The sequence below is a fragment of the Pseudomonas sp. MF08831 genome (assembly GCF_059862645.1).
This window is the reverse complement of record NZ_JCBCUX010000005.1, coordinates 232,853-257,643: the sequence shown is the minus strand read 5'-3', so window position 1 is coordinate 257,643 and position 24,791 is coordinate 232,853. Positions and strand designations below refer to the sequence as shown.

28 protein-coding genes, 1 pseudogene and 1 riboswitch are annotated in these 24,791 nt (G+C 60.8%); of the genes and pseudogenes, 11 read left to right on the top strand and 18 right to left on the bottom strand.

All coding sequences use genetic code 11. The annotated features are described in order from the left end of the window. Positions 1–1,014: 1,014 nt before the first annotated feature. Entirely contained in the window at positions 1,015–1,647 is a 633-nt protein-coding gene (locus AC19YS_RS13010) for a LysE family translocator (protein ID WP_106578706.1), read from the bottom strand. Between the two features lie 84 nt (positions 1,648–1,731). Between AC19YS_RS13010 and AC19YS_RS13005 the strand changes: the two genes are divergently transcribed. The 3 genes from AC19YS_RS13005 to AC19YS_RS12995 all read left to right on the top strand — a co-directional run bounded on the left by AC19YS_RS13005 (position 1,732) and on the right by AC19YS_RS12995 (position 4,571). Further along, positions 1,732–2,697, top strand: coding sequence for a 2-hydroxyacid dehydrogenase (locus AC19YS_RS13005; RefSeq protein ID WP_124416452.1), 966 nt, complete (start codon positions 1,732–1,734; stop codon positions 2,695–2,697). A 30-nt stretch (positions 2,698–2,727) separates the two neighbouring features. After that, complete coding sequence (locus AC19YS_RS13000; RefSeq protein ID WP_500601869.1) at positions 2,728–3,726, top strand: methyltransferase; 999 nt, start codon at positions 2,728–2,730, stop codon at positions 3,724–3,726. A 50-nt stretch (positions 3,727–3,776) separates the two neighbouring features. Then, positions 3,777–3,898: riboswitch (yybP-ykoY riboswitch) on the top strand. 88 nt (positions 3,899–3,986) lie between these two features. Further along, a complete protein-coding gene (locus AC19YS_RS12995; protein WP_016974259.1) occupies positions 3,987–4,571 on the top strand; it encodes a TMEM165/GDT1 family protein in 585 nt (194 codons plus the stop codon). Between the two features lie 121 nt (positions 4,572–4,692). Here AC19YS_RS12995 and AC19YS_RS12990 read toward each other — a convergent pair whose 3' ends face one another. Continuing rightward, positions 4,693–5,511 (bottom strand): M48 family metallopeptidase, encoded by an 819-nt coding sequence (locus AC19YS_RS12990; protein WP_145165144.1) that lies wholly within the window; start codon positions 5,509–5,511, stop codon positions 4,693–4,695. Between the two features lie 228 nt (positions 5,512–5,739). Here AC19YS_RS12990 and AC19YS_RS12985 point away from each other — a divergent pair. Both AC19YS_RS12985 and AC19YS_RS12980 read left to right on the top strand, forming a co-directional pair. Beyond that, positions 5,740–7,020, top strand: a pseudogene (locus AC19YS_RS12985) (methyl-accepting chemotaxis protein); the annotation flags it as partial. Between the two features lie 15 nt (positions 7,021–7,035). Next, complete coding sequence (locus tag AC19YS_RS12980) at positions 7,036–7,878, top strand: methyl-accepting chemotaxis protein (RefSeq protein ID WP_372239320.1); 843 nt, start codon at positions 7,036–7,038, stop codon at positions 7,876–7,878. Between the two features lie 104 nt (positions 7,879–7,982). On the opposite strand, the gene AC19YS_RS12975 is transcribed toward AC19YS_RS12980, so the two are convergent. The 3 genes from AC19YS_RS12975 to AC19YS_RS12965 are packed head-to-tail and all read right to left on the bottom strand — an operon-like array spanning position 7,983 to position 9,094. Further along, positions 7,983–8,603, bottom strand: coding sequence for an SOS response-associated peptidase (locus tag AC19YS_RS12975; protein WP_106578702.1), 621 nt, complete (start codon positions 8,601–8,603; stop codon positions 7,983–7,985). Between the two features lie 36 nt (positions 8,604–8,639). Further along, complete coding sequence (locus AC19YS_RS12970) at positions 8,640–8,900, bottom strand: putative signal transducing protein (protein WP_106578701.1); 261 nt, start codon at positions 8,898–8,900, stop codon at positions 8,640–8,642. A gap of 11 nt (positions 8,901–8,911) precedes the next feature. Then, the gene (locus tag AC19YS_RS12965) at positions 8,912–9,094 is read right to left on the bottom strand and encodes a CPXCG motif-containing cysteine-rich protein (RefSeq protein ID WP_106578700.1); all 183 of its coding nucleotides are present in this window, start codon (positions 9,092–9,094) and stop codon (positions 8,912–8,914) included. 131 nt (positions 9,095–9,225) lie between these two features. Here AC19YS_RS12965 and AC19YS_RS12960 point away from each other — a divergent pair, with 131 nt between their 5' ends. Next, complete coding sequence (locus AC19YS_RS12960; RefSeq protein ID WP_177410108.1) at positions 9,226–10,389, top strand: 1-acyl-sn-glycerol-3-phosphate acyltransferase; 1,164 nt, start codon at positions 9,226–9,228, stop codon at positions 10,387–10,389. A gap of 121 nt (positions 10,390–10,510) precedes the next feature. Here the strand turns inward: AC19YS_RS12960 and AC19YS_RS12955 are convergent, their stop codons facing one another. Continuing rightward, positions 10,511–10,768, bottom strand: a complete 258-nt coding sequence (locus AC19YS_RS12955) for a hypothetical protein (RefSeq protein WP_106578698.1) — start codon at positions 10,766–10,768, stop codon at positions 10,511–10,513. 183 nt (positions 10,769–10,951) lie between these two features. Here AC19YS_RS12955 and AC19YS_RS12950 point away from each other — a divergent pair, with 183 nt between their 5' ends. After that, positions 10,952–11,161, top strand: a complete 210-nt coding sequence (locus AC19YS_RS12950) for a hypothetical protein (RefSeq protein WP_106578697.1) — start codon at positions 10,952–10,954, stop codon at positions 11,159–11,161. A 56-nt stretch (positions 11,162–11,217) separates the two neighbouring features. Here the strand turns inward: AC19YS_RS12950 and AC19YS_RS12945 are convergent, their stop codons facing one another. Further along, positions 11,218–11,802: a YajG family lipoprotein gene (locus tag AC19YS_RS12945; protein ID WP_064450736.1), complete on the bottom strand. Its 585-nt coding sequence runs from the start codon at positions 11,800–11,802 to the stop codon at positions 11,218–11,220. Between the two features lie 182 nt (positions 11,803–11,984). On the opposite strand from AC19YS_RS12945, the gene AC19YS_RS12940 reads away from it, so the two are divergent. Together AC19YS_RS12940 and mqo are read left to right on the top strand one after the other, a co-directional pair. Beyond that, complete coding sequence (locus AC19YS_RS12940; RefSeq protein WP_200624381.1) at positions 11,985–12,218, top strand: hypothetical protein; 234 nt, start codon at positions 11,985–11,987, stop codon at positions 12,216–12,218. Positions 12,219–12,942: 724 nt separating this feature from the next. Further along, a complete protein-coding gene (gene mqo / locus AC19YS_RS12935; protein ID WP_200624380.1) occupies positions 12,943–14,451 on the top strand; it encodes a malate dehydrogenase (quinone) in 1,509 nt (502 codons plus the stop codon). Between the two features lie 69 nt (positions 14,452–14,520). Here the strand turns inward: mqo and AC19YS_RS12930 are convergent, their stop codons facing one another. The 4 genes from AC19YS_RS12930 to AC19YS_RS12915 form a co-directional block, all read right to left on the bottom strand. Beyond that, a complete protein-coding gene (locus AC19YS_RS12930) occupies positions 14,521–14,808 on the bottom strand; it encodes a PA4642 family protein (protein ID WP_106578694.1) in 288 nt (95 codons plus the stop codon). 230 nt (positions 14,809–15,038) lie between these two features. After that, positions 15,039–15,524 (bottom strand): hypothetical protein, encoded by a 486-nt coding sequence (locus AC19YS_RS12925; RefSeq protein WP_119736630.1) that lies wholly within the window; start codon positions 15,522–15,524, stop codon positions 15,039–15,041. A gap of 35 nt (positions 15,525–15,559) precedes the next feature. Next, complete coding sequence (locus AC19YS_RS12920) at positions 15,560–16,027, bottom strand: WbuC family cupin fold metalloprotein (RefSeq protein WP_119736627.1); 468 nt, start codon at positions 16,025–16,027, stop codon at positions 15,560–15,562. A 3-nt stretch (positions 16,028–16,030) separates the two neighbouring features. Then, the gene (locus AC19YS_RS12915; RefSeq protein WP_025856323.1) at positions 16,031–16,588 is read right to left on the bottom strand and encodes a hypoxanthine-guanine phosphoribosyltransferase; all 558 of its coding nucleotides are present in this window, start codon (positions 16,586–16,588) and stop codon (positions 16,031–16,033) included. Between the two features lie 164 nt (positions 16,589–16,752). Here AC19YS_RS12915 and upp point away from each other — a divergent pair, with 164 nt between their 5' ends. Both upp and AC19YS_RS12905 read left to right on the top strand, forming a co-directional pair. Next, positions 16,753–17,391, top strand: coding sequence for a uracil phosphoribosyltransferase (gene upp / locus AC19YS_RS12910; protein ID WP_017138223.1), 639 nt, complete (start codon positions 16,753–16,755; stop codon positions 17,389–17,391). Positions 17,392–17,393: 2 nt separating this feature from the next. Next, complete coding sequence (locus AC19YS_RS12905; protein WP_106578691.1) at positions 17,394–18,668, top strand: uracil-xanthine permease family protein; 1,275 nt, start codon at positions 17,394–17,396, stop codon at positions 18,666–18,668. A gap of 128 nt (positions 18,669–18,796) precedes the next feature. Here the strand turns inward: AC19YS_RS12905 and hisC are convergent, their stop codons facing one another. From hisC to AC19YS_RS12870, 7 genes are all read right to left on the bottom strand, one after another. After that, a complete protein-coding gene (hisC, locus tag AC19YS_RS12900) occupies positions 18,797–19,849 on the bottom strand; it encodes a histidinol-phosphate transaminase (protein ID WP_200624378.1) in 1,053 nt (350 codons plus the stop codon). Positions 19,850–19,852: 3 nt separating this feature from the next. Next, positions 19,853–21,172 carry a histidinol dehydrogenase gene (hisD, locus tag AC19YS_RS12895; RefSeq protein WP_106578689.1) on the bottom strand — a complete coding sequence of 440 codons (1,320 nt, stop codon included), beginning with the start codon at positions 21,170–21,172 and terminating at the stop codon, positions 19,853–19,855. 127 nt (positions 21,173–21,299) lie between these two features. Further along, entirely contained in the window at positions 21,300–21,935 is a 636-nt protein-coding gene (hisG, locus tag AC19YS_RS12890; RefSeq protein WP_003188599.1) for an ATP phosphoribosyltransferase, read from the bottom strand. Positions 21,936–22,192: 257 nt separating this feature from the next. After that, on the bottom strand, positions 22,193–23,458 hold the full coding sequence (gene murA, locus AC19YS_RS12885; protein ID WP_106578687.1) for a UDP-N-acetylglucosamine 1-carboxyvinyltransferase: 1,266 nt from the start codon (positions 23,456–23,458) through the stop codon (positions 22,193–22,195). Between the two features lie 23 nt (positions 23,459–23,481). Then, positions 23,482–23,721 carry a BolA family protein gene (locus tag AC19YS_RS12880; protein WP_008434291.1) on the bottom strand — a complete coding sequence of 80 codons (240 nt, stop codon included), beginning with the start codon at positions 23,719–23,721 and terminating at the stop codon, positions 23,482–23,484. A gap of 114 nt (positions 23,722–23,835) precedes the next feature. Continuing rightward, positions 23,836–24,141, bottom strand: a complete 306-nt coding sequence (locus tag AC19YS_RS12875; protein ID WP_106578686.1) for an STAS domain-containing protein — start codon at positions 24,139–24,141, stop codon at positions 23,836–23,838. Then, the gene (locus AC19YS_RS12870; protein ID WP_119736621.1) at positions 24,138–24,788 is read right to left on the bottom strand and encodes an MlaC/ttg2D family ABC transporter substrate-binding protein; all 651 of its coding nucleotides are present in this window, start codon (positions 24,786–24,788) and stop codon (positions 24,138–24,140) included. Before AC19YS_RS12870 ends, AC19YS_RS12875 begins: the two co-directional genes overlap by 4 nt. Positions 24,789–24,791: the final 3 nt, after the last annotated feature.

Here is a 24,791-nt window from a genome sequence, read left to right as displayed (position 1 = left end):
GGGCCGCCGTGACGGGCCATCCATGGCCCAACACGGCTAACCCGGCGTCCTGCCGGGTTACCCACGGATTCAAGCCTGCGTTCGGCCAGCGTGGTTTAACGGGGCGCCTAAGATCAAAGTCAAAGGCAGATCAAGATCAAAAGCAGAGCACGGCGGCCTAGTAGCCGACCTGAGTGGTAGAAGCAAAAGCAAAGCCGAGGCGGCCTGACAGCCGGCCTGATCTTGAAGGCTGAACCCAATTCAATGTGGGAGCTGGCTTGCCTGCGATGGCATCTACTGGTTATGCCTGATACACCGAGGTGTCTGCATCGCAGGCAAGCCAGCTCCCACAGAAAAACAAAGCAGTGCGGTGCTGGAGGCGGGACTCGGTCAAATTGTGGGAGCGGGCTTGCCTGCGGTGGTATCTACTGGTTATGCCTGACGCACCGAGGTGCCTGCATCGCAGGCAAGCCAGCTCCCACAGAAAAGCAAAAGCAGAGTGGTGCAGTGCTGGTAGCTGCACTCGGTCAACTTGTGGGAGCGGGCTTGCTCGCGAAGGCGTTGGGTCAGTTACACATGAGCTAACTGACCCACCGCCTTCGCGAGCAAGCCCGCTCCCACATTTAGAACTCTGTGCATCAGATAGAAGTGTGTTGCTGTGCTTCTGCCCTGCTTTTGCTTCAACCACTCAGGTCGGCTACTAGGCCGCCGTGCTCTGCTTTTGATCTTGCTCTTGATCTGACAGGCCCCGTCAACCACGCTGGCCGAACGCAGGCTTGAATCCGTGGGTAACCCGGCAGGACGCCGGGTTAGCCGCGTTGGGCCATGGATGGCCCGTCGCGGCGGCCCACGGATTCAAGCCGGAGTGAGGGCACACCGAGCCTAAGCGAGGTGCCGAGTGGTGGGGCAAAGACCTTTTGGTTACTTTTGGGGCGTTTGCCAAAAGTGACCCGCTGTAAGAGCGGAACCCTAAGTGGCCGTTACCGCAGCAACGGATATGCACTCACTCCCACAGCACAAACCAAAGCCCACCCCTCACTTCATACTCGTAAACGCAAGCTTCACACCAATCGCAATCAAAACCGCCCCCATGGTCCGATCAAACCAATGCCCCATCCGCGCAAATCCCGCGCGTACCCGCTGCTGACTGAACAACATAGCCACCAGGCAAAACCACAACGCCGTCGCCACCGCCAGGTACACACCGTACCCAGCCTGGATCGCCAGCGGCGTGTGCGGGTTGATCACTACAGTAAACAGCGACAGGAAAAACAGCGTGGCCTTGGGGTTCAAACCATTGGTCACAAACCCCGCAGTAAACGCCGCACGCGGAGTGCGCTCACCCACTTCAGGCCGCAACTCGCCCTCGGCAACCGGCTTGGCCGGCTGCGCACGCAAAGCTTTGAAACCGATGTACAACAAGTACGCCGCCGCCGCCCACTTCAGTGCGTTGAACAGCACGATGGACTGCGACACGATCAAACCAATCCCCAGCAGCGAATAGCCCACGTGCAGGAAAATCGCCGAGCCCACACCCAAAGCGGTCCAGGTGCCGGCGCGACGGCCATGGGTCACACTCTCGCGCACCACCACGGCGAAATCCGGGCCGGGGCTGGCCACCGCCAACAAGTGAATCAAGGCTACGGTCAAAAACTCGGCGGCGTACATGCTCACTCCATTAAGTAACTGATTATTTCATCTGATAGGCTCGGCAGATTACGCCTTCGAACCCTGTCGCAAAAGGTACAGTTGATGACGAACAATCGCCGCGCCGTCTTCCTTGATCACCCGTCCCTGGACCTGGGGGACCTGGACCTCAGCGAATTGCGCAACAGCTTCAGCGACCTGCAGCTTTACGCGCACACCACGCCGCAGAATGTGGTCGAACGCCTGCAAGGCGCTCAAGTGGTCATCAGCAACAAGATCGCGCTGAATACCGAAACGCTGCAAGCCTGCCCCGAACTCAAGCTAATCCTGGTATCGGCCACCGGCACCAACAACGTCGACCTCGCCGCGGCCCGCGCCCATGGCATTACGGTGAGCAACTGCCAGGGCTACGGCACGCCGTCGGTGGCGCAGCACACGATCATGCTGTTGCTGAATCTGGCGACGCGCCTGAACGACTACCAACGCGACGTCAGCGCGGGCAAATGGCAACAAGCCAAACAGTTCTGCCTGCTGGATTACCCGATTGTCGAGCTGGAGGGCAAAACCCTCGGCCTGCTCGGCCACGGCGAACTGGGCAGCGCCGTCGCGCGCCTGGCCGAAGCCTTCGGCATGCGCGTGGTGCTCGGCGCGATTCCGGGCCGCCCTGCCCGCGCTGACCGCGTGCCACTGGATGAACTGCTCGCGCAAGTCGACGCGCTGACCCTGCACTGCCCGCTCAATGAACACACCCGCGACTTTATCGGCGCTCGCGAATTGGCGCTGCTCAAGCCCGGCGCGTTTATCGTCAACACCGCGCGCGGTGGCTTGATCAACGAACAAGCCCTGGCGGACGCGTTGCGCAGCGGCCATCTGGGCGGTGCGGCCACCGATGTGCTGAGCGTGGAGCCACCGGTAAACGGCAACCCGCTGCTGGCCGGCGACATTCCTCGCCTGATCGTGACGCCCCACAACGCCTGGGGCAGTCGCGAAGCGCGGCAGCGCATCGTTGGCCAACTGGCGGAAAACGCCCGTGGCTTTTTCAACGGCACCCCGCTGCGCGTCGTCAGTTGATAAACTGCGCCCCTTTTCAAGGAGCAGACCATGGATCCGCGCAGTGAAGTACTGCTTCGTCAGGCCGAACTTTTTCAAGGCAACCTGCTGCTGGTAGGTTTGCCCGCCGACGATTTGCTCGGCCGCCTGCCCAATGCCTACGGCTGGAGCTGGCATGCCGGCGACCAGGCGGCGCTCGACGCACGCTTCCCCGAACGCAGCCATTTCGGCGTGAACGTGCCCGAACGCGGGTTTGATGCGGCGGTGATTTTCCTGCCCAAATCCAAGGACCTCACCGATTACCTGCTCAACGCCGTGGCCGCACGCCTGCCCGGCGCCGAGCTGTTTCTGGTCGGCGAGAAAAAAGGCGGTATCGAAAGCGCCGCCAAGCAGATGATTCCGTTCGGCAAGCCCCGCAAGCTCGACAACGCGCGGCACTGCCAGCTGTGGCAGGTCACCGTGGCCAATGCCCCGCAAGCGGTCGAACTGGAAAGCCTGGCGCATGTGTTTGAAGTGCCGCTGGCCGAAGGGCCGCTCAAGGTGGTGAGCCTGCCGGGCGTGTTCAGCCACGGTCGCCTGGATCGCGGCACCGAGCTGTTGCTTGCACACCTGGACAAGTTGCCCAGCGGGCACTTGCTCGACTTTGGCTGCGGCGCCGGCGTGCTGGGCGCTGCGGTCAAGCGTCGCTACCCGCACAACACGGTGACGATGCTTGACGTGGATGCGTTCGCCGCCGCCAGCAGCCGCCTGACGTTGGCGGCCAATGGCCTGGAAGCCGAGGTGTTGACCGGGGACGGCATCGACGCTGCGCCGATGGGTTTGAACGCGATTTTGAGCAACCCGCCGTTCCATGTCGGCGTGCACACCGATTATTTCGCCACGGAAAACTTGCTGCGAAAAGCGGCGAAACACCTGGCAAAAGGCGGCGAACTGCGCTTGGTGGCCAACAGCTTCCTCAAGTACCAACCGCTGATCGAAGAGCACTTGGGCGTGTGTGCAATCAAGGCCGAAGGCAACGGTTTTCGCATTTATCGTGCCAAACGCGGCTGATGGCTTTTTGAAAAAGAAGGCTTGCCGAATGGATTTTGCCTAGGCAGAATCCGCTCCGTCCTAGGGGAGTAGTCTCCCACGAGCGCCACGCTCGTCCGGCATACGTCAACATACTTGGTCAGCAGACCATGGCGTATGCGACCCAGGAGTCCGCACAGACGGACCGGGGTTTGACAAGACCTATGACACGCACACCTTACCCGGGGCGGGAAGGCTGTACGTGTCATAGCCGTGTCGACCCGCCCCTGGAAACTTACCTGATGCTGGATTCATTACTCGTTCCTACCGCAATCGTTGCCTTGGCCGAAATCGGCGACAAGACGCAACTGCTCGCGCTCATCCTTGCTGCACGCTTTCGCAAACCCTGGCCCATCATCGCCGGCATCGTCGCCGCGACCCTGGCCAACCATGCGGCTGCCGGTGCCGTGGGCGCCTGGTTCGGCAGTTTCTTCTCGGATGCGGTGTTGCACTGGATCCTCGCGGCGAGCTTCTGCGCTACGGCGCTGTGGACCCTGGTGCCGGACAAACTCGACGATGACGAAGCCAGTACCACGCGCAAGTTCGGCCCGTTTCTGACCACGCTGATTGCGTTCTTCCTCGCCGAAATCGGTGACAAGACGCAGATCGCCACGGTGATGCTGGCGGCGCAATACCCTGAGCTGTGGCTGGTGATTATCGGCACCACCCTGGGCATGCTGATTGCCAACGTGCCGGTGGTTCTGGCGGGGAATTTCGCCGCGGAGAAACTGCCGCTGACCCTGATTCGTCGACTGGCGGCTACGGCGTTTTTCGTTCTGGCAGTGGTGGCGGTGTACAAGGCCATGCAAAGCAGCGGCTGGATCTAGACCTGTAAACCCCATCCAATGTGGGAGCTGGCGTGCCTGCGATGGCATCAACTCGGTATTTCTGAAGGACCGACCCGCCTGCATCGCAGGCAAGCCAGCTCCCACATGGGTCCGCGTTAACTCAGGATTTTTTGGCCTGCTGGTAAAGCGGCATTACTTTCGGAATCGCCGCCTGCAACGAGGCGATTCGGCTGTCGGAGGCCGGGTGCGTGCTCATGAACTCAGGCGGCGCACCTTCCGATGCCTTGGCCATCTTGTTCCACAACGTGATGGCCGCGTTCGGGTTGTAGCCGGCACGAGCCGAGAGCTCCAGGCCGATCAGGTCGGCTTCGTTTTCATTGGCGCGGCTGTTGGGCAGCGTCATGCCGTAGTTGGCCACCGTATCGGCCAGCGCCAGGCTGTCCTGGCCCAGACCGAACAAGGCACCGGCGCCCTGCTTGGCCATCTCGATGCCGTAGGCCTTGGACATGGCTTCACGGCCGTGTTCGCGCAAGGCGTGAGCGATTTCATGGCCCATCACCGCGGCCAGTTCGTCATCGGTGAGCTTGAGGTTGTCGATCAACGCGCTGTACACGAAGATCTTGCCGCCAGGCCCGCAGTTGGCGTTCATCTCATCACTTTTGATCAGGTTCACCTCCCACTTCCACTGCGCCGCATCCGGGCGAAAGGTCGGCGCCTGGGCGATCAGTCGATTGGCGATGGCCTGCACGCGCTTGGCGTTGGCACTGGTTTTATCGAGCATGCCTTTGCCGCTCGCCTCACCCAGCGTCTGCTGGTAGGACTGGGCATACATCTGGTCGACTTCCTGGCTCGACAACATGCTGAACATGTACTGCTTGCGCTCTACCCCGACGGCGCCGCCGCTGGTGGTGTTAACCGACTGGCAACCCGCCAGCAGCATCGCCGCAACCAACCCACTTACCGCCAATGACTTCTTCATGAACACGCTCCCTGAAAACATGGCGCGTATCCTAGGCGCTCATGTGTATCGGCGCCAGATACAACAGACGTGTAACCGCTAACTTTCAGATACATCCCACCTGCCCACAGCGGCGGCCAACAGTCCATTTGCGACATCCGGCACTATTTCACCCGCCGAGCCTTAAGCCTCCCGAGCCCGTGGCCGATACACAAAGGCAGCCCACCTGCCCCTGCGCCCGGAGCTTTCATGAAATTCAAGTCGATTCAGTTTTCTGTCGCAGCACTGACCGGGGCCATCGTGCTGAGTGTGGTCGCCGTTTTGGTGCTCTACGCGGTGTTCGCCGGCGCGCGCACCCAGGAACTGGTGCAGGAACGCACCCAGGCGCAGTTCGAGCAGATCATCGAGCAACGGCTCACCGCCCTGGCGCACACCCAGGCCACGTTGATCCAGCGTGAATTGGAAGCACCCTTGGTGACCGCCAAAGGCCTGGCCACGGCCAACGCCCTGCTCGGCATGAAAGACGCCAAGGGCGAACCGGCCTTGCAAGTGGGCCGCGAACAACTGATCAACCTGTTGCACGAAACCGTGGTGCGCAACCCGAAAATCCTCGGCGCCTATATCGGCTGGGAACCCAATGCGATCGACCATAACGACGCCGCCTACGTGAACACGCCGATCGTCGGCATGGCCGCCGACGGGCGCTTCCTGCCGTGGTGGTACCGCAACGCCGATGGCAGCCTGGGCCTGGACAAACTCGCCGACGTCAACGACCAGAACATCCTCGCCACCGGCGTGCGGGCCAGTGAGTACTACTTGTGCTCCAAAGAAAGCAAGAAGCCCTGCGCCATCGACCCTGCGCCTTACAAGGTCGGCGATGCGATGGTGATGCTGGCCTCGTTTATCGAACCGATCATGATCGACGGCACTTTCCAGGGCATCGTCGGCGCCGACCTGTCGGTGAACTTCATTCAGGACATGCTCACCCGCGCCGACCAGAACCTCTACAACGGCGCCGGCGAACTGGCGCTGATTTCCAGTAACGGTCGCCTGGTGGCCTACACCAAGGACGCGAGCAAGCTGGGCGAAAAAGCCGCTGACTTGCTCGACAGCAACGCGCTGGCCAATCTCGGCCAGTTGAAAGTCGGCGAAGTGCGCTACGACATCGATAAGGAACACGGGCACATCGAGCTGTTCCTGCCCTTCAGCATCGGCCAGGCCGAAGCGCGGTGGACCTTGATGCTGCAACTGCCGCTGAACGCGGTGATGGCCGATTCGCAAAAACTGCAAAGCGACCTGCAAGCCCAGCGCAAGACCGACACTTTCGGCATGGCCATGGTGGGCCTGTTGATCGCCGGCCTCGGCTTGCTGGTGATCTGGCTGGTGGGCCACGGCATCGCCCGCCCCCTCAAGCAAATGGTGGCCATGCTCAATGACATCGCTCAGGGCGAAGGCGACCTGACGCGCCGCCTGACCAGTGACCGGGCCGATGAACTGGGCGCGATTGCCACCGGCTTCAATACTTTCCTGATCAAGCTGCAGGGCATGATCACCCAGGTGGTGAGCTCGGTGCAGAAGGTCAGCGATTCGTCGGAGCACACCGCCGACATCGCGATTCGCACCAACCAGGGCGTGCACAAACAGATGGTCGAGATCGACCAAGTAGCCACCGCCGTGCATGAGATGACGGCCACCGCCCAGGACGTGGCGCGCAACGCCACCCAGGCCGCGCAAGCCGCCAGCCACGCTGACCAGGCCGCAAGCCAGGGCATGCGCATCGTGCGTGATACCTCGACGTCTATCGGCGCATTGGCGCAGGAAATCGGTAAAGCGGTGGGCGTGGTGCAAACCCTGGCCAAGGACAGCGAGAACATCAACGCGATCCTCACAGCGATTCGCGGGATCGCCGAGCAGACCAACCTGCTGGCGCTTAACGCCGCCATCGAGGCCGCGCGGGCCGGCGAGCAAGGCCGTGGTTTTGCGGTGGTGGCAGATGAAGTGCGCAACCTGGCGCAGAAGACGCAGAAGGCCACCGAAGAAATCCAGACCATGATCCAGCAGTTGCAACAAGGCACGCGCGATGTGGTTAAGGTGATGGAAGACAGCCAGAACCGCACCGATGAAAGCGTGCAGCATGCGGCGAAGGCGGCCGAGGCGCTGGAGACGATCACTCAGGCGGTATCGGTGATCAACGACATGAATACCCAGATCGCCAGCGCCGCCGAGGAGCAGAGCGCGGTGGCCGAGGACATCAATCGCAATGTGATCAATATCGGCCAGGTGGCCAATGAAGTGGCGGGCGGCGCGGATGAATCGAGCGCAGCCAGTGCGGAGTTGACCAAGCTGGCGGAGCAGCAGCGGCGCTTGATCAATCAGTTTAAGGTTTAGGAATTGGCGGTGGTCTTCAGGCCGCTATCGCAGGCAAGCCAGCTCCCACATTTTGATGTGTGAACACCTTCAAATGGAGGAGCTGGCATGGAGTGAGCCCGACTTCAGCCTGGGGTCAGGCACTCCGGCCCATTCAGTTTCGGATCATTGACCATATTGGCCAACACCCGCTCGCGCAACGCAGCCGGCTCACTGGCCAGCAAACCCTGCAACACCGGCAACGGCGTCTGCGGATTCAGCCACGCCTCCTGCCCCGCCGCATCCAGGATCAACGGCCGCCGCTGACTCTGCGCCGCCTGGGTCACCACCGCGGTGCTCAGCCACACCTGTTCCTGCACCGGATACGCTTCCCAGATCGCCGCAAAAAACAGCGTCGAGCCCTCGCCCGGCGTCAGCCAGTACGGGCGCTTGCGCTGGGTGCCGCGCCATTCGTAAAACCCGTTGGCGGGCAGCAGGCAGCGGCGCTGGCGGAAGGCTTCGCGGAACATCGGTTGCTCGGCCAGGGTTTCGGCGCGGGCATGGGCCGGGGTGCGGGAAAGGTCAGTCAGCCAGGGCGGCGTCAGGCCCCAGCGCGCGCGCGCCAGGGTGCGCTGGCCTTCGCTCAAGCGCTGAATCAGCACCGAATCATTCGGGGAGATGTTCCACTGGGCCTGCTGGTCGGCCGGGAAGCCCGGCAAGGCAGCAAACGTAGGGTTCCAGCGAAACAGGGCATAACGTCCACACATGGGGTAACACGACTCTTGGGTAAACCGACCGACAGCCTAACAGACCAATACGTCGGGAAAGCTGTCGGGTTCATCGCCGGGCAATGGTTGCGCACCGATGTAGGCCGTAATCAGCTCACGGGCGTAAACGGCCTGGTCGTTGTCCACCTCCAGGCCCAGCAGGCCGAAAATCGGCAATTCGCCGGTACCGCCGAGCAAATGGCGCCCCACCAGGTGCGCCTCGATGCCCTCGCTGGCGAGCATTTGTTGCAGCAACTCGCCTTCCATCAGGTTTTCCGGTTCATAGATTCGCTGCATGGGCGTACCTGTTACTCGTTTTCGCTACGGACCGTGAGCATCCATTCGTCATCGTGTACCTGCAGATCAAAAATTATTGGCCGGCAACACACCGGGCAGTCTTCAATGTATGACTGATCGCCGCCGGAAAGGTCCAGCACGGCCTCAGCCGGCTCACCACAATAAGGACAATCGTACGACTCGGTTTCCAGCATCGCGGTCTCCCAGGTGACTTGTGCGTATAATCGCCGGTCTATTTACAGGGCTATTCACGGCAGAGCCAATATTGCGGCCGCACCCTGATATTTCCTTTACTTACACTAGCCGTTTCTAACAAGAGAGCATGATGGGCGAATTCGATACCATCCGACCTTACAACGACAGCGAAGTCCCGGCAGTGCTGGCGCGTCTGTTCAGTGACAAGGCCTTTCTGGACATCCTGACCCACTTCCGCTTCCCGCGCTTTGCCGGCGCCCTGGGCTGGCTGCTCAAGCCGATGATCGCCCGCAAGCTGCGCCGCGAGTTCGCCGGTGTCACCACCGTGGCCACGCTGCAGGACAAAGTCGAATATTACGTCGACCACACCATTGACCGCGCAACCGACGGGGTGACGTACACCGGCGTCGAACAGCTGAAGTCGGGCACCGCCTACCTGTTTCTGGCCAACCATCGCGACATCGTGATGGACCCCGCCTTCGTCAACTACGCCGTGTACCACGCCGGCCTGCCGACGCCGCGCATTGCCATTGGCGACAACCTGCTGCAAAAGCCGTTTGTCAGCGACCTGATGCGCCTGAACAAGAGCTTCATCGTGCACCGCTCGATCACCGGGCGAAAGGAAAAGATGGCGGCGTATAACCTGCTGTCGGCCTACATCAACCATTCGATCCGCAACGACTGTCAGTCGATCTGGATCGCCCAGGCCGAAGGCCGGGCCAAGGATGGCGACGATCGCACCGAGTCGGCGATCCTCAAGATGTTTCACGTCAGCCGCAAGGATGAGCCGTTTGCCGAGGTGATCCAGTCGCTGAACCTGACGCCGGTGTCGATCAGCTACGAATACGACCCCTGCGACACGGCCAAGGCCCGCGAACTGTATATCCGCGCCACCACCGGCACCTACAGCAAGGCGCCGGGCGAGGATGATGTGAGCATCGCCCTGGGCATCACCGGCTACAAGGGCCGTGTGCATGTGAACTTTGCGCCGCCGATCACCGAACGTTTCGAGGACACCAAGTTGCTGGCGGTGGAAATGGACCGGCAGATTCTCGGCGGCTATCGCCTGTTCCCGGTGCATTACCTGGCGTACGCGCAGTGGAGCGACGCCGACCCGCAATTGCAGGTGCCGACGGCGGCCGAGGTGTTCCCGGCCGACGAGTTGGCCAAGGCGCAAGCGGAGTGGGAACGGCGCTTGAGTGAGTGCCCGGCCGAGCACCGGCCGTATCTGGTGGTGCAGTACGCGACGCCGGTGAGGAATCAATATCGGGTTAAAGCCGGGATTGCACTGTAAACACCGAAGCAAAATGTGGGAGCGGGCTTGCACGCGAAAGCGCGGGTTCAGTCAAGGATGTATCGACTGAGCCCCTGCCTTCGCGGGCAAGCCCGCTCCCACATTTGTTTTGTGGTGTTTTTTAGAGGTGAGTACTGAGCCAGGACGTGGCCAGCGCCAGCCCGAGGCAGGCAAACCCTAAGCGATAAGCCAGACGATGCGCCCGTTCGGTGCGCACATCCAGAAACAACATCGGCTGGTCAATCGCGCGATCTTCGCTTTGCGCGGTCAGATCGGCCAGTGCGCGCTGCTCGCGCAAACGGGTGATGAACAGCAGCGCTGCGCCTGGGCAGGCCACCAGTAGAGCCACAACATTGATCAGCAGTGCAGGCAGCGCCATCGCAAACCTCAGTCGTACAGTGTGCTGGTATCAATTCAGATACAAACCTGAGTGATATTGGCCTCCTGCCGCTGAAACGTTCCGTCCCCCAAGTACGATCAATGTATCCATTAATTTACAGCGTCACCTGAACGTCACCTTAACAAGCCACGCTGTTGCCCTTCGAACACCCGGGAGCTTGTCATGCTGCATGCGCAAAACCAGGATCGGCTGTATTTGATCGCCCCAAACGATGAGCAAGAGGCGCTGGTTGGCGCACTCGCCTTCAACGTCCAGGATCGCCACTGGCTGGTGTATTGCGCGCTGGGCGGGCACCAGCACGCCGACCTGCCGGAGCTGGACCTGCTCACCGGTGTGAGTGTGCTGGACTTTTATGTCGAAACCGCGGCATGAAGCGACAGGCGTAAAAAAACCGGGCTCATCGCTGAGCCCGGTTTTTTTATGCAGGGTTACTGCGCGCTGAGCAGTTGGCCGATGCTTGGGTCTTTGAACAGGCGAGTCAGGGCGTCACTGAGGACGTCGCTGACCAGCTTGGTGTTGGTCTCTTGATTGGGCGACATGCCGAAACGCTGATTCAGCGATGCGCCGTAGCGGCCGCTGTAGCGACGGGTGCCGGCACTGACGTCGGACTTGAACGTCGCGCCAATGGAGGCTTCAGTCACGTACAAGCCTTCTTTGGGCGACTGGTATTTCAGTTCGGCCAGGGTGATGGTCAGCTGAGGCGCGCCCGGCGAGTTGGCCGGTGTGAAGCCCAACAGGCGCACGGCGGCTTCGGCCTGGGCCTGCAGCTTGGGCAGCACGTCTTGACCGGTGACCGAAATAAGCGCGGTCTCAGGGTACAGCCCACCACGCGAACCCAGCGTCGGCGACGGACGACCGTCCACCACACGCACCGATACCGGCTGGCCGTGACCGACAGGCGCCAGCTGCGCGGTGACTTTAGGTTGCGGGCTGAGTTGTTGCGGGCTGTTGGCGCAGCCAACCAGGGTCAAACTGGTCACAGTGATCAAACCGAACAACAGGCGTTGCAACATACTCATTTCTCCAGGACTAGATGCAAACAGGGCGCCAGTATAACGGTGCATGCGCGCCACTCACCAGCCATCCTGAACGGCAGCTGAAGGCATGCTCAAATTACAATTTCGCATAAATCCGTCATTCCAATGTCATGCCACACTGGCAACCTTCAAGCATGTAACGCAACAGGTACAAAGCCATGCGCCTTCTCAAGTCATTGTTCATGCAACACACCCGTCATCGCCACTATGCGCTGCTTGATGCGCACGGCCATTGCCTGGCGTTCAAGCAGTGCAACCTGCCGCCTGTCGGCGAAGGTTGGGTGGAAGTCTCGGAGACTCATCTGGGCTGGATGCACCGCCCGCTGCCGGCAAGCGCGCGGGTCAGCCCGAAGGTTATGCACGCACAACCCCGGCATGCGTTGGCCTCCTGACCGAGACACGAATAAAAGTCATAAAACACGCCCATTTCCCCGGCGTTCTTCGCTACAATCTCCCCCCGATTATAAGGACGTCTCCTGATCGGGCCTCGCAGCATCGTTAATGCCTCGGTATTAACCCATGAATCGCCCACAGAGAGCCGCCCACACAGATCGAGTGAAGCTGGCGCGCTTGCTGTTTTCTTTGCAACCCACCCGCCTTACCGAATCTGCCAGAGCTGCCATTGCGCTCGGCCACTTGAGTTGTTTGCCTGTTTTGCCGCGTGTCGGCAGAGGTTTGCGGGCCAGGTGCCAGGCTGGGGCAGCCCTTTTTTGAGGTTCACGTCTTCAAAAGAGCGTGAAAAAACGGGTTTTCACAACTTCACAAGAGTGTGGCGAGCAAATGAATAGTTTGGCGTTTGTACAAGCACCATCAGCGTCTGGAACAGCCCAACCACACAGGACCGAGCACTCCTCAAACACCGGAGCTTGAGCCTGTCCGCTACGGATTGGTTGCACAAATCGCACGCTTTGACCATAAGTCGAATTGCCACAGGCGCCTATGAATGCGTTCATAGGCAGATTAGCCCGGCAGGAAGCGTGTGCTGAAGTTGCAAAGAATTGCGAATCGGACATGGCGATCCTGGCCATGGGTAATCTGGGGCAACACGTGAACCGCCCCGTCACTCCTGGCAGCCATGCCGTCAATTTGGTGCTGCAGATTTTGGAGACGCGTTAAATGGCGCATAACGAAGCAGTCGACGTAGTACTGGTAGGGGCCGGCATCATGAGTGCCACCCTGGCCGTACTGCTCAAAGAGCTCGACCCCGGCCTCAAGCTGGAAGTCGTTGAGCTGATGGATTCGGGTGCCGCGGAAAGTTCCAACCCGTGGAACAACGCCGGTACCGGTCACGCCGGGCTGTGTGAGCTGAACTACACACCGCAGGCCGCTGATGGCTCCATCGACATCAAGAAAGCCGTGCACATCAACACCCAGTTCGAGGTGTCGAAGCAGTTCTGGGCGTACCTGACCAAAAAAGGCACCTTTGGCTCGTCCAAATCCTTTATCAGCCCCGTGCCGCACCTGAGCTTCGTGCAGGGCGAAAAGGGCGTGTCCTTCCTCAAGAAACGCTTTGAAACCCTCAGCCAGCACCACGCGTTCTCGGACATGCACTACACCGAAGACCGCAGCGAGATGGCCGAGTGGATGCCGCTGATGATGCCGGGCCGCCCGCTCGACGAAAAAATCGCTGCCACCCGCGTGATGAATGGCACCGACGTCAACTTCGGCGCCCTGACCAATCAATTGCTGTCGCACCTGACCAGCGCACCGGATGCTCAGGTCAAGTACTGCAAGCGCGTCACTGGCCTCAAGCGCAACGGCGCGGGCTGGACCGTGAGCATCAAGGACGTCAACAGCGGCAACAGCCGTGAAGTCGACGCCAAGTTCGTGTTCCTCGGCGCCGGTGGCGCGGCCCTGCCGCTGCTGCAAGCCTCGGGCATCGAAGAAAGCAAAGGCTTCGGCGGCTTCCCGGTCAGCGGCCAGTGGCTGCGCTGCGACAACCCGGAGGTGGTCAAGCACCACCAGGCCAAGGTCTACAGCCAGGCCGCGGTAGGTTCGCCGCCGATGTCCGTGCCGCACCTGGACACCCGTGTGGTCGATGGCAAGAAGTCCCTGCTGTTCGGGCCCTATGCCGGCTTTACCACCAAGTTCCTCAAGCACGGCTCGTTCCTGGACCTGCCAATGTCGATTCGCGCCGGCAACATCGGCCCGATGCTGGCCGTGGCTCGCGACAACATGGACCTGACCAAGTACCTGGTCAGCGAAGTGCGCCAATCCATGGAGCAGCGCCTGGAATCCCTGCGCCGCTTCTACCCTGAGGCGAAAGCCGAAGACTGGCGCCTGGAAGTGGCCGGTCAGCGGGTGCAGATCATCAAGAAAGACCCGAAAAAAGGCGGCGTGCTGCAATTTGGCACCGAGCTGGTTGCAGCCAAAGACGGCTCGCTGGCCGCCCTGCTGGGCGCGTCTCCAGGTGCTTCGGTGACCGTGTCGATCATGCTGGAACTGATCGAGCGCTGCTTCCCGCAAAAGGCTGCGGGCGAGTGGGCGGCCAAACTGCACGAGATCTTCCCGGCGCGCGAAAAAGTCCTGGAGACCGATGCCGAGCTGTATCGCAAGATCAATACGCAGAACAACATCAGCCTGGAACTGGTTGAGCAAAGCAACGAAGCCGAAAGCTACGCATAAGGCTTCGACGCAATAAAAAACGCCCCGCTCTCGGCATGAGAACGGGGCGTTTTTGTGTGGCTTGGATAATCAGCCGCGAGCGTTGTCGATCAGCTCAATGTACTCGGCGGCGTTACGCTGATCCTTGATCAGGTCAACGAAGGTCTGGCCATGCTCGTCCTTGCCGTCCAGATCCAGGCCGGCTTCCTTGAAAAAGCCCAGGAACCGCGCGAAGTCGTCGATGCGCAAGCCACGGTAGGCTTTGATCAGTTTGTGCAGGGACGGTGAAGTTGCGTCAACCGGCTCGAAGTCCAGGAACAACTTGATCTGGTCGTCGCCAATCTCGTCACCAATCACCTGTTTCTTATCTTTACGCATTACCGACTCCAGCCTGCAGACATTACACGGGAAACGCAGTTTACCTGCGGCACACACGCTTCGGAAGCGACCAAGAACCTATGGGGGAGCTGCCTTGCCTGCGATGGCGGTGCATCAGTGACAGTTGGGCCCACTGAGCCGCCACCATCGCAGCATAAAAGGCCGCCACAAAAGCTCGCCTGCTGCAGATTTTGTGTTCGCCAACAGTTGTGTAGATACCTGCGGTCCCACTATTTAGCGCGAACGGCGCCGGTGTGCAGGTCCGCCCAAATGTGCCCGTTGGCGTAGCTGAGGAACTGCACATACACCGTGTCGTTGCGTAGCAGGTCGACGATCACGCGGTACTGGGCCACCGGGTAAGACAAGGTCAGGGTCTTACTGCTCTCATCGAACACCGGCTTTTTCAGGCTTTTGCTTTCGGCATCAAAATTGAGCACCACCTGGGCGATGGTCGCGCCTTTGTTCAAGGGTTTGCCCTTGAGGCGAATCATCAGCGGCGACGTCACCGGGATCGGCTGCTGAGTCGATTGACGCTGATTGCCGACCACCACCGCATATTCGGTGATTTGCAGCAGTTGCTGCTGATCGGGCGTGGCGGCACGCAAGGTGAGGTCGTCGGGCGGCAGGAACTGGCTGTGCATCGGCGCAGGCGCCGCAGCCAGCGGCAAGCTGAGGGTCAACGCCAGGGCGGCGCAGGTGCGTTTCAACAGGCTCATGGGCCGCTCCGAGAGAGATGGCCGAGCACTGTAGCTCAATCGAACTGGGCGAGCATCCAGCGTCGATACTCGGCAACGCCAGCATCGCCTTCGTGTGGCGCCCAGTCAGCCAACTCGCCCTCGCCTACGGGTCGATACGGCCCGGCCTTGCATTCAAACATCACGCTGTCGGGCTCCAGCACCACCAGGCCGTGAAATACGCCGGGCGGCAGGTCGACACCTGCACACTCGCCGCCCGCCCGCAGGACGCGCTTGGCGATCACCTCACCGGTTTCGCTGAAAACCAGCAGGCCCAGGGCGCCCTTGAGCACCATCAGGGTCTCTGCCTTGTCCGCACTCAGGTGCCGATGCGGCGGCACATAGGTGTCGGGTTGCATGCCAACGGCCAGGCGATGGCAAGGCTCTTCCATCTGATGAAGGTTATGATGGTGCCGGCCACGGGGGCTGGCGGCCGCTTTCTCGGCCAGTTCGGTGAACAGTGTTTGATCAAGAAAGCGGACCATGGCTTACATCCCTTTGACGGCGAAGATCCCATTGGCATTACGCCAGTAGCCTTTGTAGTCCATGCCGTAACCGAAAATGTAGCGGTCGATGCATGGCAGACCGACGTAATCGGCTTTCAGGTCCGGACGTGCTTTGCGGTCATGGTCTTTGTCGATCAGCACGGCGGTGTGCACTTTGCGCGCGCCGGCGTGTTTGCAGAAGTCGATGATCGCGCCCAGGGTGTGCCCTTCATCGAGGATGTCGTCGATGATCAGCACGTCGCGGTCGATGAACGAGACTTCCGGCTTGGCTTTCCAGAACAGGTCGCCGCCGCTGGTTTCGTTGCGATAACGGGTGGCGTGCAGGTAGGAGGCTTCCAGCGGGAACTGCAGGTGAGTCAGCAGTTTGCCGGCGAAGATCAGGCCACCGTTCATCACGCAGAAGACCACCGGGTTGGTGTCGGCCATTTCGCGGGTGATGTGCGCGCCGACCTTGGCGATCGCCTCTTCGACTTGCGCTTCGGTGTACAGGCAGTCAGCCTCGCGCATGATTTGACGGATATGCTCGAGATCAGCGGACATGGCGCTCTCCAAGGGGGTGCTGTGGCAAGAAAAGCGGGCAAAGGTACGCATGTGAGGCGCAACGATCAAGCCTTAATGGACTAACGTACTAGATGTCTATAGGACAACACCCTCGGATAGATTAATCTAGGCCGGTTTTTTTGCCCGCCGCCGGAGCTTTTCCCATGCCCACTCGCGAGATCCGCCACCCGCTGATCAGACACAAACTCGGCCTTATGCGCCGTGCCGACATTAGCACGAAGAACTTCCGTGAGCTTGCTCAGGAAGTCGGAGCGCTGCTCACTTACGAAGCAACCAAAGATTTGCCCCTGGAAACCTACGAGATTCCTGGTTGGGCCGGCCCCGTCCAGGTCGAGAAAATCGCCGGTAAGAAAATCACCGTGGTACCGATCCTGCGCGCCGGTATCGGCATGCTCGAGGGCGTGCTCAGCCTGATCCCGGGCGCCAAAGTCAGCGCCGTCGGCGTTGCCCGTAATGAGGAAACCTTGCAGGCTCACACCTACCTGGAAAAACTCGTTCCGGAAATCAACGAGCGCCTGGCGATGATCATCGACCCGATGCTCGCCACCGGCAGTTCCATGGTCGCCACCATCGACCTGCTGAAAAAAGCCGGCTGCAAAGACATCCGCGCCATGGTGCTGGTGGCTGCGCCCGAAGGCATCGCCGCCGTCGAGAAGGCCCACCCGGACGTGCAGATCTACACCGCGTCCATCGATGAGCGCCTGAACGAACACGGCTACATCATCCCAGGCCTGGGCGATGCCGGTGACAAGATCTTCGGCACCAAGCAGAAGGACGCGTGAGCATGCAGGATGATTTCAACGACCCGCTTTGGCGCCAGATCCTGTCTGGCGCACAGATGCTCTTCGTAGCATTTGGCGCGTTGGTGTTGATGCCGCTGATCACAGGTCTTGATCCAAACGTCGCACTGTTTACCGCTGGCCTGGGCACGTTGCTGTTCCAGGTGGTGACAGGGCGGCAGGTGCCGGTATTCCTGGCATCGAGCTTTGCGTTTATCACCCCGATCATTCTCGCCAAGGGCCAGTTCGGCCTCGCGGCGACCATGGGCGGGGTGATGGCGGCCGGTTTCGTTTATACCTTCCTCGGCCTGGCAGTGAAGGTCAAAGGCACCGGTTTCATCGACCGGCTGCTGCCGCCGGTGGTCATCGGCCCGGTGATCATTTCCATCGGCCTGGCCATGGCGCCGATTGCCGCCAACATGGCAATGGGCAAAGCCGGGGATGGCAGCGAGCTGATCCATTACCAGACGGCGATGCTGATCTCGATGCCGGCGCTGCTGACCACGTTGATCGTGGCGGTGTTCGGCAAAGGCATATTCCGCCTGGTGCCGATCATTTCCGGTGTGCTGGTGGGCTTTGCCATGTCGTTCTACTTTGGTGTAGTCGACACGGCGAAGATCGCCGCTGCGCCCTGGTTCGCCCTGCCCCACTTCACCGCGCCGGAGTTCAACTGGCAGGCGATTCTGTTCATCGTCCCGGTGGCCCTGGCCCCGGCGATCGAGCATATCGGCGGTGTAATTGCGGTGGGCAGCGTGACCGGTCGCGACTACCTGAAGAAACCTGGACTGCATCGCACGCTGTTGGGTGACGGTATTGCCACCACGGCCGCCGGCCTGTTTGGCGGCCCGCCGAACACCACCTACGCCGAAGTGACCGGCGCGGTGATGCTGACCAAGAACTACAACCCGAAAATCATGACCTGGGCGGCGGTATTTGCCATCAGCCTGGCGTTTATCGGTAAGTTCGGCGCACTGCTGCAAAGCATCCCAGTGCCGGTGATGGGCGGCATTCTGTGCCTGCTGTTCGGCTCGATTGCGGCGGTGGGCATGAACACGCTGATCCGCCACAAGATCGACCTCGGCGAGGCGCGCAATCTGGTGATTGTGTCGGTGACCCTGGTGTTCGGGATTGGCGGTGTGCTGGTCGGCACCGGCACCGGCCCGGATGATTTCGGCCTCAAGGGCATTGCCCTGTGCGCGGTGGTAGCGATTGGTTTGAACCTGCTGCTGCCGGGCAATGATGGCTGGAAGAACAAGAAGCCGGATGAGCCGCTGATCTAACTGCCAACGCAACACGAATGTGGGAGCGGGCTTGCTCGCGAATGCAGTGTGTCATTGAGCACATCAGTGACTGAACCTCTGCATTCGCGAGCAACCCCGCTCCCACATTTTTTGAGCTTCAGTGTGGCTTAGAGCTCGCCCAACGCATCAATCAGCGCCTGGTTCTGCTCAGGCGTGCCAATACTGATCCGCAGGAACTGGGCAATCCGCTCCTGCTTGAAGTGCCGCACAATCACCCCCTGCTCCCGCACTTTGGCCGCCAGCCCGGCAGCGTCGTGCCCTGGATGCCGAGCAAAGATGAAGTTGGCCGCAGACGGCAGTACTTCAAACCCCTTGGCTTCCAGTTGCGCCACGAGCTTTTCACGGCTGTCGATCACCAATTGGCAGGTCTTCTGGAAGTACTCACGGTCTTCAAACGCCGCCGCCGCGCCGACAATCGCCAGGCGATCCAGCGGGTAGGAGTTGAAGCTGTTCTTGACCCGCTCCAGCGCCTCAATCAGGTCCGGGTGCCCCACCGCCAGGCCTACACGCAGACCGGCCAGTGAGCGCGACTTGGACAGGGTCTGGGTCACCAGCAGGTTCGGGTAACGGTCTACCAGGCTAATAGCGGTTTCGCCGCCGAAGTCGATATAGGCTTCATCGACCACCACCACCGAGTCCGGGCTGGCCTTGAGGAGTTGCTCCACCGCGTCCAGCGCCAGTACGCAGCCGGTAGGCGCGTTCGGGTTGGGGAAGATGATCCCGCCATTGGGCTTCGCGTAGTCGGCCACACGAATCTGGAACTGCTCGTCCAGCGGCACCGGTTCAGACGTGATGCCGTAGAGCCCGCAGTAGACCGGATAGAAGCTGTAGCTGATGTCCGGGAACAACAACGGCAAGTCGTGCTGGAACAGGCCGTGAAAGATGTGCGCCAGGACTTCATCGGAACCGTTGCCGAGAAAGACCTTGCCGGCGTCGATTCCGTAATACTTGGCTACCGCCTGCTTGAGCAGGTCGCTGTTGGGGTCCGGGTACAGGCGCAAGTTGTCGTTCAACTCGACCTGCATTGCCGCGAGCGCCTTGGGCGATGGGCCGTAGGGGTTCTCGTTGGTGTTGAGCTTGACCAGCTTGGTCAGCTTCGGCTGCTCGCCGGGCACGTACGGCACGAGATTCTTGACGAAGGGGCTCCAGAATTTGCTCATGTCTCAGTTCCCCTCTTCAAGGATGCGGTATTCGGCGCTGCGGGCGTGAGCGCTCAGGGATTCACCACGGGCCAGCACCGAGGCGGTCTTGCCCAGCTCGGAAGCGCCTTGTGGCGAGCAGAAGATGATCGAGGAGCGCTTCTGGAAGTCATACACGCCGAGCGGCGACGAGAAACGCGCGGTGCCGGAGGTCGGCAGCACGTGGTTCGGGCCGGCGCAGTAGTCGCCCAGGGCTTCACTGGTGTGGCGGCCCATGAAGATCGCGCCAGCGTGGCGAATCGACGGCAGCCAGGCTTGTGGGTCGGCCACGGACAACTCCAGGTGCTCCGGCGCGATGCGGTTGGCCACCTCGATGGCCTGCTCCATGTCGCGTACCAGGATCAGCGCGCCACGGCCATTGATCGACTTCTCGATGATCTCGGCGCGGTCCATGGTCGGCAGCAGCTTGTCGATGCTGGCGGCGACCTTGTCGAGGAACTCGGCGTCGGGGCTGACCAGGATCGCCTGGGCGTCCTCGTCATGCTCGGCCTGGGAGAACAGGTCCATGGCGATCCAGTCCGGGTCGGTCTGGCCGTCACACACCACCAGGATTTCCGAAGGGCCGGCGATCATGTCGATACCGACCTGGCCGAACACGTGGCGCTTGGCGGTGGCGACATAGATGTTGCCTGGGCCGACCACTTTATCGACCTTCGGCACACTTTCGGTGCCATAGGCCAGGGCCGCGACAGCTTGAGCGCCGCCGATGGTGAACACGCGGTCAACCCCGGCGATGCACGCGGCAGCCAGCACCAACTCGTTGATTTCGCCACGCGGCGTTGGCACGACCATGACCACTTCGGTCACGCCCGCCACTTTGGCCGGGATAGCGTTCATCAACACCGACGACGGGTACGAGGCTTTACCGCCCGGCACGTACAGCCCCGCGCGGTCCAGCGGCGTGACCTTCTGGCCCAGCACGGTGCCGTCGGCCTCGGTGTAGCTCCAGGAATCCTGTTTCTGTTTTTCGTGGTAGCTGCGTACGCGTGCCGCTGCCACTTCCAGGGCTTCACGCTGGGGCGCGGTGATGCGTGTGAGGGCCAGCTCCAGGCGCTCGCGCGGCAGGATCAGGTCGGACATCGACGCGACGTCGAGGCCGTCGAACTGGCGGGTGAAATCTACCAGCGCCGCATCACCGCGCTCGCGCACGGCCTTGATGATGTCGAGCACCCGCTGGTTGACCGAGTCGTCGGACACGCTTTCCCAGCTCAGCAGATGATCCAGATGATGGGCGAAATCCGGGTCGGCAGCGTTGAGTCGGGCAATTGCAGTGGACGTGGTCATAGCGAGGGCCTCATAGGATTGGCAAAAATGCTCAGGCGCCGAACGTTAGCAGTCGATCCGCTTGGGCACCTGAGAATTCTGGCTATGAGGCGGATAGACGGGCGCGACCTAGGGCCGCGCAGGTGAGTCAACCGCGGTGTCGAGACTCCACTGCCTTGCGCAGGGTGTCGATCAACGCCTGGATACGGGCGTGTTGCATTTTCATCGAAGCTTTGTTGACGATCAGTCGCGAGCTGATGTCGGCAATAAAATCCTGAGGCTCAAGGCCGTTGGCACGCAGCGTGTTGCCGGTGTCGACTACGTCGATGATCTTGTCGGCCAGGCCGATCAGCGGTGCCAGTTCCATCGAGCCGTAGAGCTTGATGATGTCGACCTGGCGACCTTGCTCGGCATAGTAACGCTTGGCAACGTTGACGAACTTGGTCGCCACGCGCAGGCGGCCTTTGGGCTCGACGTCACCGACACGGCCGGCGGTCATCAGCTTGCACAGGGCAATACGCAGGTCCAATGGCTCGTACAGGCCCTGGCCGCCGTATTCCATCAACACGTCTTTACCCGCGACACCGAGGTCGGCCGCGCCATGTTCAACGTAAGTCGGCACGTCAGTGGCACGCACGATCAGCAGGCGAACGTCGTCCTGGGTCGTGGGGATGATCAGCTTGCGGCTCTTGTCCGGATTCTCGGTCGGCACGATGCCCGCTTCAGCCAGAAGCGGCAAAGTGTCGTCAAGGATGCGGCCCTTGGACAGTGCGATGGTCAACATGGGAAACGTCAGTCCTTCATCAGGCTATTGCTGTCCGGTCGCAGACGGCGCCAGACACAGATCGAGGCCATTACAGCCTCGATTTGAAACAAATTCAGCAGGGACACACTCAGTTAACAGCAAAACACCATCCCGTGGCGAGCGGGCTTGTCCAACGCTGGACTGCATAGCAGTCCCGTCTTGGAGGGCGCTACGCGGCCGGTACGACGACTCGACAAGCCCGTTCGCCACAGTGACGGTGTTTACCGCTACTGCGACTAGCCCGGCACGCGGCGGATCTTGGCGCCGAGCATCTGCAGTTTCTCTTCGATGCACTCGTAACCACGGTCTATGTGGTAGATGCGGTCGATCAGCGTGTCGCCGTCAGCGCACAGTGCCGAGATGACCAGGCTGGCCGACGCGCGCAGGTCGGTAGCCATCACTGGCGCGCCCTTGAGCTTGTCGATACCGGTGACGATGGCGGTGTTGCCTTCGACCTGAATCTTGGCGCCCATGCGGTGAAGTTCATACACGTGCATGAAGCGGTTTTCGAAAATGGTTTCGATCACGGCACCGGTGCCTTCGGCAATCGCGTTCAAGGAAATGAACTGCGCTTGCATGTCGGTCGGGAACGCCGGGTAAGGAGCGGTCCGCACGTTGACGGCTTTTGGCCGCTTGCCGTGCATGTTCAGCTCGATCCAGTCGGCACCGGTGGTGATTTCAGCACCGGCTTCCTTGAGTTTTTCCAGGACGGCTTCAAGGATGGTCGGATCGGTGTCCTTGACCTTGACGCGGCCACCCGTAACGGCGGCAGCCACCAGGTAGGTGCCGGTCTCGATACGGTCCGGCATCACTTTATAAGTGGCCGAGTGCAGACGCTTAACACCGTCGATGGTGATGGTGTCAGTGCCGGCGCCGGTGATGTTGGCACCCATGGCGATCAGGAAGTTGGCCAGGTCGACTACTTCCGGCTCGCGCGCGGCGTTTTGCAGGACGCTGCGGCCGTTGGCCAGGGCTGCGGCCATCATGATGTTCTCGGTACCGGTCACGCTGACGGTATCAAAGAAGAAGTTGGCACCACGCAGGCCGCCTTCCGGCGCCTTGGCCTTGATGTAGCCGCCTTCGACGTCGATGGTTGCGCCCATGGCCTCAAGGCCACGGATGTGCAGGTCGACCGGACGCGAACCGATGGCGCAACCGCCAGGCAGTGCCACTTCGGCCTCACCGAAACGGGCAACCATAGGGCCCAGCACCAGGATCGATGCGCGCATGGTTTTCACCAGCTCGTACGGAGCGATCAGAGTCTTGATGGTGCGCGGGTCGATTTCGACGGACAGTTTCTCGTCGATCACAGGCTCAATGCCCATGCGACCGAACAGCTCGATCATGGTGGTGATGTCGTGCAAGTGCGGCAGGTTGGCCACAGTCACCGGGCCATCGCACAGCAGGGTCGCTGCCAGAATCGGCAAGGCAGAGTTTTTCGCACCGGAAATGCGGATCTCGCCATCAAGGCGGGCACCGCCGGTAATAATCAATTTATCCATAAGAATCTCGACGCCTTGGGGGCTCAGGTGCGCTCGGCCCAGGCCGCGCGGCTGAAAAATTTCATAGTGACCGCGTGGATGCTGCCATCGGTGATCCACGGGTTTAAATGGGCATAGATCTGCTGTTGACGCTTGACCGGGCTCAATGCCGCCAGTTCATCGCTAATCACGTTCAGCTGGAAATTGCAGCCTTCGCCTTCAACTTCTACGTTCGTTTCGGGCAGCTTTCCTTCAAGGAAGCTTTTAACTTCTAGGGCCTGCATGCTCAACCTCTATCGGCGCCCAGTGCGCACGGGTCGCACATCATACAAAAAAGCCCCGCGCCTGCGAACCCCGCATAGCAGGACTCTGACGGGGGGCTTCCTTGATATTGGCTATTAAGGATGCGCCAGAAGCTCGGTCAGACCGGAAACTTCGGCAATTTCGCGCATGTCCTCAGGCAACGCACGGATGCTGACCGGCTTTTTGACCGCCTCGGCATCACGCATGAAGCACAGCAACAATGACAAACCGACGCTGCTGGACTTGGTCACTGCCGAGCAGTCCAGCACCAGCGCAGGCGCGTTGCTGCTGTTGATCAGCGCCTGGCCCTGCTTGCGCAGGTCAGGCCCGGAGCGGTAATCGAGCACGCCGCTCAGAAATAACTCGCCAGCGTCGCCAAGCCGAACAGCCGACTCGGTCATTGCGCAGGCTTCCCGGCAGCTTGTTTGTCGGTTTCTTCCTTGGCCTTGGCGACTTCACCGGCCCAACCATTGATGGTTTTGTCCAGGTCGTTGCCATTGCGCTGCATGGCGTCAGCGAACTGATCGCGGAACAGCTTGCCAATGTTGATGCCGTTGATGATCACGTTGCGCAGTTTCCACTCGCCTTTGACCTTCTCCAGCGTGTACTGCACAGGGTAGACGGCGCCGTTGGTGCCTTTGACGGTCATGTTGACGCTGGTGCGGTCACCTGACTCATCCCCGGCCGGAGCAACGGTAATCCCCTGGTTGTTGTATTCCAGCAGGGCATTACCGTAGAACTGGAACAGGCCCTTTTTGAAGTTTTCCTGGAAGGTCTGCATCTGCGCAGGCGTTGCCTTGCGCGAATACTTGACCGTCATGATGCTGCGGGAAATGCCTTCGGCATCAACCACTGGCCCGACAATGGTGTTGAGCGCATCGTAGAACTTGCTTGGGTCTTGCTTGTACTGCTCTTTGTTGGCAGTCAGGTCAGCCAACATTTTGTTGGTCGTGTCCTGCACCAGATCGTGCGCAGAACCCGCCGCGTTGGCCATCAAGGGCAGCGCTGCAAGCAGCACCAGCAGGCCACGTCGCAAGGTAGAGATCATGAA